This is a genomic window from Streptomyces sp. CA-181903, assembly GCF_050937075.1.
GTDB lineage: Bacteria > Actinomycetota > Actinomycetes > Streptomycetales > Streptomycetaceae > Streptomyces.
The window spans coordinates 3247880-3260695 of sequence record NZ_JBNJLY010000001.1; the positions used below are offsets into that span (position 1 = coordinate 3247880).

General features: G+C 74.1%; 7 protein-coding genes and 1 pseudogene. 5 read left to right on the plus strand and 3 right to left on the minus strand.

The features are described 5' to 3' along the window. Nucleotides 1–635 precede the first annotated feature (635 nt). From ACQEVS_RS14415 to recQ, 5 genes are all read left to right on the plus strand, one after another. Nucleotides 636–1814, plus strand: a complete 1179-nt coding sequence (locus ACQEVS_RS14415; RefSeq protein ID WP_433020285.1) for a cytochrome P450 — start codon at nucleotides 636–638, stop codon at nucleotides 1812–1814. Beyond that, nucleotides 1748–2992, plus strand: a complete 1245-nt coding sequence (locus ACQEVS_RS14420) for a cytochrome P450 family protein (RefSeq protein ID WP_433020288.1) — start codon at nucleotides 1748–1750, stop codon at nucleotides 2990–2992. Before ACQEVS_RS14415 ends, ACQEVS_RS14420 begins: the two co-directional genes overlap by 67 nt. Before the next feature lie 386 nt (nucleotides 2993–3378). Further along, nucleotides 3379–4116, plus strand: a complete 738-nt coding sequence (locus ACQEVS_RS14425) for a VC0807 family protein (protein WP_433020291.1) — start codon at nucleotides 3379–3381, stop codon at nucleotides 4114–4116. Nucleotides 4117–4237: 121 nt separating this feature from the next. Then, a complete protein-coding gene (locus tag ACQEVS_RS14430) occupies nucleotides 4238–6343 on the plus strand; it encodes a restriction endonuclease (RefSeq protein WP_433020294.1) in 2106 nt (701 codons plus the stop codon). A gap of 129 nt (nucleotides 6344–6472) precedes the next feature. Further along, a complete protein-coding gene (gene recQ, locus ACQEVS_RS14435; RefSeq protein WP_433020297.1) occupies nucleotides 6473–8446 on the plus strand; it encodes a DNA helicase RecQ in 1974 nt (657 codons plus the stop codon). Nucleotides 8447–9304: 858 nt separating this feature from the next. Here recQ and ACQEVS_RS14440 read toward each other — a convergent pair. The 3 genes and pseudogenes from ACQEVS_RS14440 to ACQEVS_RS14450 all read right to left on the minus strand — a co-directional run. Next, nucleotides 9305–9949 (minus strand): annotated as a pseudogene (locus tag ACQEVS_RS14440) (class F sortase); the annotation flags it as partial. A gap of 178 nt (nucleotides 9950–10127) precedes the next feature. Then, nucleotides 10128–10673, minus strand: a complete 546-nt coding sequence (locus tag ACQEVS_RS14445) for a hypothetical protein (protein WP_433020300.1) — start codon at nucleotides 10671–10673, stop codon at nucleotides 10128–10130. Nucleotides 10674–10913: 240 nt separating this feature from the next. Continuing rightward, nucleotides 10914–12749 carry an MFS transporter gene (locus tag ACQEVS_RS14450; RefSeq protein ID WP_433020303.1) on the minus strand — a complete coding sequence of 612 codons (1836 nt, stop codon included), beginning with the start codon at nucleotides 12747–12749 and terminating at the stop codon, nucleotides 10914–10916. Nucleotides 12750–12816 lie beyond the last annotated feature (67 nt).

Sequence of the window (12816 nt, forward strand, 5' to 3'; positions counted from 1 at the left end):
GTCTCGGGTTTCTCTGAGGCATCAGAGGTCTCGGGGGCCTCGAAGATTTCGGGGGTCTCGGAGGTCTCGGGTGTCCCCAACACCCTGAGCGTCCCCAGCGCCCCGGGCGTCCCCAGCACCCCCGACGTCCCGAACACCCCAGGCATCCCCCACACCCTGGAAACATCGGCGGGCGCGGATACCCCCGGCGCCTCGCAGGCCCTGCCCGCCACCCAGGCCCCGGCGGGCACGGAAAGCCCCCGCCACCCGGCTCCCCCCGCGTACCCCCGACCTCCGCACCCTCCGCGCACTCGCCGACCCCGTCGACCCCGCCCATCCCCTCGATCCCGCCACCCCCGGCAGGCCCCCCTTCCGCCGTTCCGCAACCCCCGCCCGGCTGCCCGGCCCACCAGCCGCCGCCCGGTCGGGCGGCTGCCGAACAGTGGACGGCCGACCGGCCGACGGCCGAACACCCGACAGCAGGGAGCCCGTCGACCCACCCGACCACCACCCCCACCACTCCCTCCCCACCCCCCGCCACCCCCCTCTACGGCGAGATCCTCACCGGCGACACCCACGCCCTCTACGAGCGCCTCCGCCGCGAGCACGGTCCGGTCGTCCCCGTCGAGCTGGAACCGGGCGTTCCCGTCTGGCTGGTGATCGGTTACCGGGAGCTGCTGGAGGTGACCCGCAACGAGGAGTGCTTCTCCCACGACTCGCGCCGCTGGCGGGCGTTGCGCGAGGGGCTGGTGCGGCCCGATTCGCCGCTGTTGCCGATGATGGGATACCGGCCGACCGTGCTGTTCGCCGACGGGCCCGAGCACCGCCGGCTCTACCGCGCGGTGAACGACGGCTTCGCCCGCCTCGACCAGCACCGGCTGCGCCGCAGCATCGCCCAGCTGTCGAACATGCTCCTCGACGCGATCGCCCCGCGTGGCGAGGCCGATCTGCTGGCCGAGTACGCGCAGCAGCTGCCGCTGTGGGCCGCCTCCCGGATGCTGGGCCTGTCCGACGACGTGGCGCCCGAACTGATCGCCGCCGTGCGCGGGATGGTGGACAGCGGTCCGGAGGCGACCGCCGCCAACCGGGCGCTCCAGCGGATCCTCGGCGACCTGGTGCACCGCAAGCTGGCCGAGCCGGGCGACGACCTGACCTCCTGGCTGCTCGCGCACCCCGAGGGCCTGTCGCCCGAGGAGGTCCTGCACCACCTGGCCGTCATCATCGTGGCGGGCAACGGGCCCGCCGCCAACTGGACGGCGGCGACGGTCCGGTTGCTGCTCACCGACACCCGCTTCCGCACCCATGTCACCGGCGGCCGGCTCACCGTGGACTCGGCCCTCGACGAGGTGCTGTGGCGGGACGCGCCGGTGCAGAACTTCCCGGGCCGGTACGCGACCCGGGACCTGCGCTTCGGCGGGCGTTACGTGCGCGAGGGCGACGCGCTGCTGCTCGGCCTCGCCGCCGCCAACCACGATCCCGCCGTACTGCCGCCGGACGGCCAGATCGTCCCCGGCAACCGCTCCCACCTGGCGTTCGGCGCGGGCCCGCACACCTGCCCGGCCCGCGACCAGGCCCGGGTGATCGCCCACACCGCCGTCGACACCCTCGTCCACCGCCTGCCCGACATCCGGCTCGCGGTGCCCGCCGGGGAGCTGTCCTACCGGCCGTCCCCCTGGGCCCGCGCCCTCACCGCCCTGCCCGTGCGTTTCAGCCCCGTCGTACCGAGCACCGCCGTCAAACACCGCACAGCCGCCGTTGGAGGCCAGCCATGGACGACACCCGCACCGACGACGCACGACTCTTCCGCGACGCGCCGCTCTTCCGCCTGGACGTGACCGGAGCCGACCTCCACGGGGAGGTCCGGCGGCTGCGCGACACCGGTCCCGTCGTCCGCGTCGAGCTCCCGGACGGGATACCCGCCTGGGTGGTCACCCGCCACCGGCTGCTGCGCGACCTGCTCACCGACCCGCGCGTCGTCAAGGACCCGGTCAACTGGACGCTGCTGCGTGACGGTTCGGTGCCGGAGGGCTGGCCGCTGATCAACTTCGTCGCTCCGGCAGGCATGGTGACCGCCGACGGTGACGACCACCGGCGGCTGCGCACCCTGGTCACCCAGGCGTTCACGCCCCGGCGCATCGCCGGGATGCGCGCGCCCGTCGAGGCGAACGTGCGCGGGCTGCTGGACCGGCTCGCCGCGCAGCCGCCCGGACCGGTGGACGTACGGGCGCTGTTCGCCTACCCGCTGGCCATGCGGACGATCGGCGACCTGCTCGGCGTCCCGGAGGAGCGGTACGACGAGTTCCGCGCCCTCTCCGCCAGCCTCACCAGCAGCGCCACCGGGCCCGACGAAGTCCTCGCGACCCGGCGCAGACTGCTCGCGCTGCTCGCCGCGCTGGTGGCCGAGAAGCGGGCGGCCCCCGGCGAGGACATCATCAGCGACCTGATCGCCGCCCGGGAGGACGCCGACCGGCTCTCCGAGGAGGAACTCATCGGCACCCTCCTCCTCATGCTCGTCGCGGGCCACGGCACCACCCTCAACCTCGTCACCAACGCGGTGCGCGCCCTCCTCACCCACCCCGGGCAACTGGCCCGCGTCCGCGCCGGCGAGCTGCCCTGGACGGCGGTGGTCGAGGAGACGCTGCGCTGGGACTCACCCGTCGCCCACTTCCCGATGCGCTATGCCAAGGAGGACATCCCGCTGGAGGGCGCGGTGATCCGGCGCGGCGACGCGATCCTCGCCTCGTACGTGGCGGCGGGCCGGGACCCGGAGCAGTACGGGCCGACGGCGGGCGCCTTCGACACCGCGCGCGAGAACAAGCGCCACCTCACCTTCGGGCACGGCGCCCACTTCTGCGTCGGCGCCGCGCTGGCCCGGCTGCAGGCCGAGACCGCCCTGCCGGCCCTCTTCACACGCTTCCCGGACCTCTCCCTCGCCGCCACCCCGGAGGAGCTCCTCCCGCTCCCCTCCTTCATCAGCAACAGCGTCCGGACGCTTCCGGTGCTGCTCGGCTGATCCTCGTACGACGCGGGGGGCGGAGCCGCGTTGATGTCCGTACGACGCGGGGGCGGGGCCGCGCTGACGCCCGCACGAGGCGTGGGCGGAGCAGCGCTGACGCCCGTATGAGACGTGGGCGGAGCAGCGCCGACACTCCTACGACGCGAGGGCGGGGCCCGGCGGAGCCCCGCCCGTCACTCCTGATCCCGGCAGGCTCCGGCAAAGCCCCACCCACGGCTCCGGCGCCGACTCCGGCGGGCCCACCCGCAACCCCAACGGCCCCCACCCATGACATTCGTCCTGCCGTATCCCCCACACCCGGCCCTGCCGCCGGGCACCCCCGCTCCGCGAAGCTGTGATCAACACCCCGGGATCAGCCCGGCACCAGTCCAGGAGCAGCAAGCATGTCGCAGGCACCGGCTCAGCCCGCCACCGCCACCGCCGCCACCACCCCCGCCGCCCCGGCGCGCGAGGAGCACCCGCTCTCCACCGCCCTCATGCCGCTGCTGCTGGACGTCGCCGTGCCGCTGGGCGGCTACTACCTGCTGCACGCGGGCCTCGGGCTCAGCCTCGTCCTCTCGCTGGCCCTCAGCAGCGTGGTGCCTGCCATCCGCACCGTCCTCAGCCTGGTGCGCGACCGGACGGTGAACGGGCTGGCCGGCGTGATGCTGGTGGTCAACATCCTCTCCCTGGTGCTGAGTTTCGCCACCGGCGACGCCCGGCTGATGATCGCCAAGGACTCCGTCATCAGCAGCTTCGTCGGCGGCGCCATCCTCTGGTCCGCCGTCCGGGGCACCCCCCTGATGACGGCCGGCCTCAAGCCCATGCTGGTCAAGGGTAGTTCGGCGAAGGCCGCCGCGTGGGACCGTCTGACGTCGGGGAACGCCCGCTTCCGGAGCCTGGAGCGCCGTTACAGCGCCATCTGGGGCGCGGCCCTGCTCACCGAGTGCGTCGCCCGCGTGATCGGCGCCTACACGCTGCCCGTCGACGTGATGGCGTCCTGGGGTTCGACGGTGATGCTGCTGGGCGCCATCGTGGTGGGCATGGTGGTCGGCGGCGCGGTGGGCGTGGGCCCGATGGAGAAGCTGCTGGACGCCGAGGCGGAAGCGGGAGCGGAGTTCGAGGCGGCCGCCCGCGTCTGACGGACCGCCGGCCCGACACCGGCCCGCCGCGACTAGAGTTGGCGGGTCACCGCTGGTCATGGAGCCAGTACGTATCGCGGTTCCGGGACGGATCGGTCTCGGGGGGAGGGCTGAATCCGCCATGACTCGTCGCTCCAACGGACTGATAGGCATCTGGGCGGAGGCCCAGCGCGCGCAGAACCGGCAGCAGGAGCTCCGGCACCGGGCCGAGGTGCAGGAACAGCGGGAACGGGAGCGGGTGCAGCGGGCGGACCAGCGCGAGGCTGCGCGGCTGGACCGGGAGCGGCGGACGGCCTACCGGCAGGCGCGGGAGGCCGAGGCGCGGCGGCGGACGGAGGAGCTGGAGACCCGGGTCGCGGAGCTGGAGGGGCTGCTGCGCACCGGGTGCGCGGCGCCCGCGTTCTCGGCGGCGCGGCTGACGGAGCCGGAGGCGCTGGAGCCCTTCAACCCGGGTCACCTGGGGGTGCCGGCGCCGCTGCCGGACCCGGCGCGGTACGGGTTCGGGCGACGGTCGCAGTACGAGCGCGACCTGCGGGCGGCCCAGGAGGCGGAGGCGCTGCGGCAGCGGCAGCTGGCCGCCTACCGGCAGCAGTACGACCAGTGGGCGGCGGCCCGGCTGGCGCAGGTGCGGCAGCACAACGCGGGCGTCGCGGAGCTGGTGGCGGCGCTGCGGGCCGGTGATCCGGACGCGGTGGTGGAGTACTTCTCGGCGGCGCTGTACGCGTCGTCCGCCTGGCCGGAGGAGTTCCCGCACCAGGTGTCCGCCGCCTACGACCCGGGGGCGCGCCAGCTCGTCCTGGAGTGGGAGCTTCCGGGGTTCGACGTGGTGCCCGAGGTGAAGTCGGTGCGCTACATGCCGACCGCCGACCAGGAGAAGGAGACGGCCCGCCCGGTGACCCAGCGCCGGGCGCTGTACCGGGACGTGGTGGCGCAGTGTGTGCTGCTGGCGGTGCGGGAGCTGTTCGCGGCGGACGAGTTCGGGGCGCTGGAGTCCGTCGCCCTCAACGGTTTCGTGGACGACCACGACCCGGCGACGGGCCGCCGGGCGCGGCTGGTGCTGGCGGCGGTCACGGTGGACCGGGCGGCGTTCGGGCGGCTGCACCTGGAGCAGGTGAGCGCGCCGGACTGTCTGGTGGACGGGCTGGGCGGGCGGCTGTCGGCGCGGCCCGACCAGCGCACGGCCGTCCGGGCCGAGCGGACGCCGGACGAGGTCGGCTGGGGCGTGGTGTCGCACGGCGGCGGGGACGACGGCGACCCGGACCTGTTCGAGATGGACCCCGTGGAGTTCGAGGCGCTGGTCGCGGAGCTGTTCCGGGCGCGCGGGATGCGGGCGGTGATGACGACCCGGTCGAATGACGGCGGGGTGGACGTCGAGGCGCTGGACCCGGACCCGATCAGCGGCGGCCGGATCATCGTGCAGGTGAAGCGGTACCGGAAGACGGTGCCCCCGACGGCGGTCCGGGATCTGTTCGGGACGGTGCAGGGGGCGGGGGCCAACAAGGGCGTGCTGGTGACGACGTCCCGGTTCGGTCCCGGCTCGTACGCGTTCGCGAACGGCAAGCCGCTGACGCTGGTGAACGGCGAGGAGCTGGTGGGACTGCTGACGCAGCACGGGCTGCGGGGGCGGCTGGGGCCGGCGGACGGTGCGGGGCAGGCGCACGGAGCGGGGGCGGACGGAGCGGGGGCGGACGGCGGCGCGGCGTCCCGTACGGCCGCTCCCGGAGCCGGTGCCGCGGAACCCGCCGACCACAACGTGCTGGGCATGTCCTGGTCCGGCGGCGTGGCCCTGGACGTCTGCGCCCTGGTCTGCCGGGGGTCCCGGGTCCTCAGCGAGGACCACTTCGTCTTCTACAACAACCCCCGCACCCCGGACGGCACCGTGCGGTCCGTCGAGCCGCTGCCCGGTGACAAGGCGGCCCTGCGAGTGGCGTTCGACGCGCTCCCCGAGCCGGCGGACCGGCTGGTGCTGGCGGCGGCCATAGACCCCGAGGCCAATCCGGAGGCCGACCTTTCCCGCTTCACGGACGCGCGGATACGGCTCTCGGACGCGGCCGGGGCGGAGCTCGGGCAGCTGGAGGTCTCGGACGGCCGGCCCGGCGAGACGGCGCTGGTGCTGGGGTCGTTCCGGAAGCGGTCGGGCGGGAACTGGGACTTCGTGGTGGGGGGCAAGGGGTATTCGGGGGGCCTGGAGGCCCTGGTGCAGGAGTACGGGATAGAGGTGGCGTAGGGCGGTCCGGGGGACGGCCGGGCGCCCACCGGGACACCTGTGGGTGACGGAGTTGTCCACAAGTGCCCGGCCGTCCACAGGCTTCCTTGATCGCCCGCTCGGCCGTGCCATTCCTCGTAGACTGCCCGAATGGCCGACCCCACCGAGACCACCGCGACCGTCGAGTCCGCCGAGACCACCGAGCCCGCCGAGACCGCCGTGGCCCGCGAGCCCGGAGCCTCGAGCGAGGCGCTGGGCGTCCTGCGCCGCGTCTTCGGTTACGACGCGTTCCGCGGGGCGCAGGAAGAGATCATCGAGCACGTCGTCGCGGGTGGCGACGCGCTCGTCCTGATGCCCACGGGCGGCGGCAAGTCGCTGTGCTACCAGATTCCCGCCCTGGTCAGACCGGGTGTCGGGGTGGTCGTCTCGCCGCTGATCGCGTTGATGCAGGACCAGGTGGACGCGCTCCGCGCACTCGGCGTCCGCGCGGGCTTCCTGAACTCGACGCAGGACCTGGACGAGCGCCGCATGGTCGAGGCCGAGTTCCTGGCGGGCGAGCTGGACGTGCTCTACCTCGCCCCCGAGCGGCTGCGTCTCGAATCGACGATGAGCCTGCTGGACCGGGGCAAGGTCTCGGTCTTCGCGATCGACGAGGCGCACTGCGTCGCCCAGTGGGGCCACGACTTCCGGCCCGACTACCTGGCCCTGTCCGCGCTGCACGAGCGCTGGCCCGACGTGCCGCGCATCGCCCTGACCGCCACCGCCACGGACGCCACCCGCCGGGAGATCGCCGCGCGGCTGCGGCTCGGTGACGCCCGCCACTTCGTGGCGAGCTTCGACCGGCCCAACATCCAGTACCGCATCGTGCAGAAGAACGAGCCGCGCCGCCAGCTCCTGGAGCTGATCCGCGGCGAGCACGCGGGCGACGCGGGCGTCGTCTACTGCCTGTCCCGCAAGAGCGTGGAGGACACGGCCGCGTTCCTGGTGCGGGAGGGCGTCGAGGCGCTGCCGTACCACGCGGGCCTGGACGCCCGGGTCCGCGCCGCCAACCAGGCGCGCTTCCTGCGGGAGGACGGCCTGGTGATGGTCGCCACGATCGCCTTCGGCATGGGCATCGACAAGCCGGACGTCCGTTTCGTGGCCCACCTGGACCTGCCGAAGTCCGTCGAGGGCTACTACCAGGAGACCGGCCGCGCCGGGCGCGACGGCCTGCCGTCGACGGCCTGGCTGGCGTACGGCCTCCAGGACGTGGTCCAGCAGCGGAAGATGATCGACGGCTCGGAGGGCGACGAGGCGCACCGCCGGCGGCTGGCCGCCCACCTGGAGGCGATGCTCGCCCTCTGCGAGACGGTGGAGTGCCGCCGCGTCCGGCTGCTGGCCTACTTCGGTCAGCACGGCGAGCCGTGCGGCAACTGCGACACCTGTCTGGCGCCGCCCGTCACCTGGGACGGCACGATCGCCGCCCAGAAGTTCCTCTCGGCGGTCTTCCGGCTGGCCCGCGAGCGCCGCCAGAAGTTCGGCGCCGGCCAGATCATCGACATCCTGCTCGGCAAGCGGAACGCCAAGGTCATCCAGCACGACCACGACCAGCTCACCGTCTTCGGCATCGGCACGGAGCTCAGCGCCGTCGAATGGCGGGGCGTGGTGCGGCAGTTGCTCGCCGAGGGGCTGCTCACGGTGGAGGGCGAGTACGGCACGCTCGTCCTCACCGACGCCAGCGGCGACGTGCTGGGCGGCCGGCGCAAGGTGCTGCTGCGGCGCGAGCCGGAGCGGAAGGCGGCCCGGACGAAGTCCGCGTCCGGCGGTGGCGGCGGCCGGTCGGGGAGCCGCGCGGCGGTGGCCGAGCTCCCGGTGGCCGCGGTGCCGGTCTTCGAGGAGCTCCGCGCCTGGCGCGCCGCCACGGCCAAGGAGCAGGGCGTCCCCGCGTACGTCATCTTCCACGACGCGACGCTGCGGGAGATCGCGACGGCCCTGCCCGACTCGCTGGACGGCCTGGCGGCCGTCAACGGCGTCGGCGAGAACAAGCTGGTGAAGTACGGGGACGCGATCCTGGAGGTGCTCAAGGGGCTGGGCGCGCCGGAGCCGGAAGAGGGGGAGGAGGAGGCGATGGCGACGACGGACTGACGCCCCGCGCTCCCCGAGGGCACCCAAGTGACCCCGTACTCCCTGGCGTTCTACGTGGACGTCGTCACCACCGGCACCGTGCTCGGGCTGCGCCCGGCGGACTCCCCCGAGCGCGTCGCCGAACTCCTCGGCCCGGACTTCGGCGACAACGTCCACGAGTACGGCCTGTGCCGGGACCACGGCCTGACCGAGTTCCACTGGACGCGCGCGTCGGCCGGATCCCCCTGGGAGGGACACCACTTCACCCTCCAGGTGCACCGCCTGGCCCACCGGCGGCGGGAGGTCCCGGAGCCGGCGTTCCGGGAGCGGTACGGGCGCTTCACCCCCCGGCTCCGCTTCGGCAAGCTCCGCCGCCTGCTGGAGCGGCGCGGAGTGCCGCTGGTGGAGATACCGGAGATCCGGCCAACGCGCCGTACTACCGCACTTTCTGGCAGCCGGCGTCGGAGGTCGGGATCTCCGTCATCGGCCTGTGCGGGGAGTACCGCACCCCCGCGGGTCTGCGGGTCGGTGACGTGTACGCCATCCACGCCCCGCTGCCGGCGGACGTGGTGGGGATACGGCGGGAGCGACAGCGGGAGCGGTCCCGCTCCGTCAACGGGGGCTTGCCTTCGGGGACTTCGCCGGAGCGCTAGGCGAAGGTGGCCGGACGGCCCCGCTCCGGCGGCCACCGGCCTTCGGCGACGCGGACGGCGCCGGGGAGGGCGCCCGCGACGGCCCGGCGTGCTTCGTCGCGGGGCCGGCCGTTCGCGGAAGCGCGGCCGAAGACGGCGGAAGAGCAGAAGGAGAGGACGAAGAGGAAGGAGAGGACACAGACCCGGCCCCGGCCCCCGCACTCCCCCGCCCGCCGCCCGCCTCGACGACCTTCGCGAGGTGTGCGTACACCACCACGTTGCCCAGGTACGCGTGGTGCTCCTCCGAGAACCCGCCCCCGCACGTGATCACCCGCAACTCGGCCCGCCCCGAGGCCCCGTACACCTTCCGGGACGGGAAGTCCCCCCGGTCGTACACCTCGATCGCGTCGATGGTGAACACCGCCGTGCGCCCGTCGGCGCGGACGATCTCGACGAGGTCCTTCTTCTTGAGGGCGCCGAGGTTGTAGAAGACGGCCGGTCCGGTGGGCGTGTCCACGTGGCCGGCGACGACGGCGGTGCCGATGGCGCCGGGCGCGGTGCCCGACTCGTACCAGCCGGCGAGGTTCCTGTCGTCCTGCGGCGGGCTGGCGAGGCTGCCGTCGGCCTGCAGCCGGAGCCCGCGCAGCGGGGCGTCGACCTTGATCTCGGGGATGCGCACCCGGACCGGGGTGACGGGTGGCAGCGGCCGGATCAGCGGGTCGCGGCGGTGCGGGGCCAGGGCGCCCGCCCCGCCCGCGGGGAACGCCTCGGCCCGGGAGGGCTGCGGCGGCGGGGCGGCGGCCCGGGACCCGCTGTCTATCAGCCAGCAGCCGGAGAACAGTCCGGCCGTGACGAGTACGGCGGCGGCCACGGGCCGCGAGCCGAGCCACATGATGAGCGCGGCGAGCGCGGTGCGCGTCGTCCGGAGCATCGAGGTGTCACCGTCCTCCACCGGCGGATGTACGGCGGTCCCCCCGTCGCCCCCCGGCTGATTTCCCCGAAACCCCCCGGCCGGCCCGCCGGTTCCCGGCCCCGACGCGGGCCGGGAACCGGCGGGCGGAACGGGCCTCTCAGGCCCGGTCGGTGCCCGCGCGGCGGCGCAGGAACCAGGTGCCGCCCACCGCGGCGGCGCCCAGCACGGACGCGCCCGCGATGATCTCCGCCGTGCCCGAGCCCTCGCTCGTGCCGCCGGCGCCCGTCCGCATGCCGCCCTTGGGCGGGCTGGCCGGCTTGCCGGGTTTCGCGGGGGCGGAGGAGGGCGAACCGGTGGTGACGACCAGGTCGCCGGTGGCTTCCTTGCCGTTCTTGCACTTCACGCCGATGCCGTAGGTACCGGCCTTGGCCGCCTCCGGCACGTTGAACTGGCCGACCACCAGCTCCTTGTGGGCGCCCGGCTTGAGCTCGAACGACGAGGGCCCGCCGACGGCGCTCGCGTCACCGGAGCCCATGCCGTGCTTGCCGCAGGCGAGCGTGCTCACCGTGACCGTCGCGCCCGGCGAGGCGGTACCCGGCTCGATCTCCAGCTTGTCGAAGTCCCCGGCGAAGGCGGGGACGCAGGGCAGCCCGGCGACGGCTATGGTCAGGACGGCTCCGGCCAGCACTCGTGCAGTACGCATGCTCGTTCCTCCGTGCGCGGACGCGGCACACCGATGTGCCGCAGCAGGTGGGAGGTTCCGCGCACTTCCGAGCGAAACGGTCCGTGGCCGGTGCCGCACGCCGCGCGACGACGAACGGGTGATCTCCGACGGCCGGTACCGGCAGGGGACGAACGGGTGACGGACACCCGCCGTACGGGGCATGCCACCGGCGCGGCGCGCACGCCGGGCCGGTGGCGGCCGTTACCGGCCTCGCCGCCGCTACGGCGCCATGTCGTCGGGGCAGCCCGTCCCGCGCGGCAGCTTGTAGGGCGCGCCGATGCGGTACGTACCGGGGTGCGGCGCGTGCAGCACCGTCCAGTCGTCCTCGGGGTCGTCCTCGCCCGGCGGCTGCTCGACCTTCTTGGTGAGGCAGCCGCGCTCGTTCACCGCCGGCCCGCCGTCGGGGCCGGCCTTCGGCGGCTCGACGGGCTTGCCCGACTCGTCCACCAGGCCCAGCCACGGGGTGTAGGGGATGCGGATGAGGACGGGCCCGGGGGACCGGACGGTGAGGGAGAGCTCGTCGGCATCGGCGCGCAGCACCTCCGCCGGGGGCGCGGCGAGCGGCGTCGGGTTCTTGACGGCGAACAGGCGCCAGTTGGAGTCGTGCCACACCTCGTCGAGGTAGGGCTGGCCCTTGCCGACGAGCTCGGCCTCCTTGACGGCGGCGTGGTCGGGCTCGCCTATCGGCAGGACGACGTAGTGCACGGCCCAGCGGTCGAGCCAGGTGCGGTAGCTCTGCGGGGTGAGCAGGCCCTCCTTGTAGAAGACGGGGTTCCGCTTCATGTCGGCCTGCCGGTTCCAGCCGCGCGCCAGGTTCACGTACGGGGCGAGGGCGGACGCCTCGCGGTGGCTGCGGGCCGGGACGACCTCGACCCGGCCGCGGTCGGCGTCGACCTTCTGCAGCCGGTCCACGAGGGGCGCCATCTCGCGCGCCCAGGAGGCGGCGGGGGTGGTGTTGATGATGTCGGCGGTGGAGTTCACCACCTGCCAGACGGTCACGGTGACCAGCGCGAGGACGGACGCGGTCCACATCCGGCCCGCGCGCAGCCACTGCGCCCGCGGAGGCACCTCGGCCTCCTGCAGGGCGGCGAGCAGCACCACGCCACCGAAGATCATGCCGAGCCGGGCGATGTTGGTGCCGATCTGGGAGGGGATCAGCCACACCAGTATCACGCCGACCACGTACAGCCCGGCCGTCATCCGGACCGTCCGCCAGGACCGCGGGGCGAAGGCGAACGCGAAGGCGCCCGAGAGCAGCGGCAGGACCGTCGAGGGAACGTCCATCGGCTGCTGCCCGGAGAACGGGAAGAGCCACGCCGACAGGCCCACCACCACGACCGGCGCCAGACCCAGCGAGTAGGAGGCGGCCCGGCGCCTGCTCAGCCACAGCGCGGCGGCCACTATCCCCACGAACAGGCCCGCCACCGGGCTGGACGCCGTCGCCAGGCCCGCCATCAGGGCGGCGAGCAGCGCCCGCGGCCAGCGATACCGGCGCTCGACGCGCCAACGCGTCGGCCAGGCGAATATCACGGCCACCGCCGCCAGGCCGAACATCGAACCCAGCGCGAAGGTCACCCGCCCGGAGATCGCGTTGCAGACCAGCGCGAAGGCGCCGTACAGCGACGGCCACAGCGGCTGCCGGACGGCCTTGCTGCGCACCAGCAGCAGCGCGATCAGCCCGGACGCGACGGTCCCCGCGATCATCATCGTGGGACGCACACCGAGCTGCGCCATCAGGTACGGCGAGATCACGCTGTACGAGACGGGGTGCATGCCGCCGTACCAGGCGAGGTTGTACGCGGAGGTCGGGTGCTGGAGCGCGAACTCGGCCCAGGCGTCCTGCGCCGCGAGGTCGCCGCCGCTGTTGGCGAAGACGAACCGCCACACCACGTGCAGCACCGCGGCCACGAACAGGGTGACCGGCACGGTGCCGGTGAGCACCGCACGGGCCCGCGGCCAAGCACCGGGGCGCGCCGGAGCGGCGCCCGCCCCTGCCGGTGCGGCGCCTGCCTGCTCTTCGGATTTCCCGGCCCGCGCCGGGCCCACGGTGGTCACTGCGGCTCTCCCCGTCTCCCCGAGGTCTTCCCCCATCTTCCCGCATGCCCCGGCCGTCCCGGTGCCT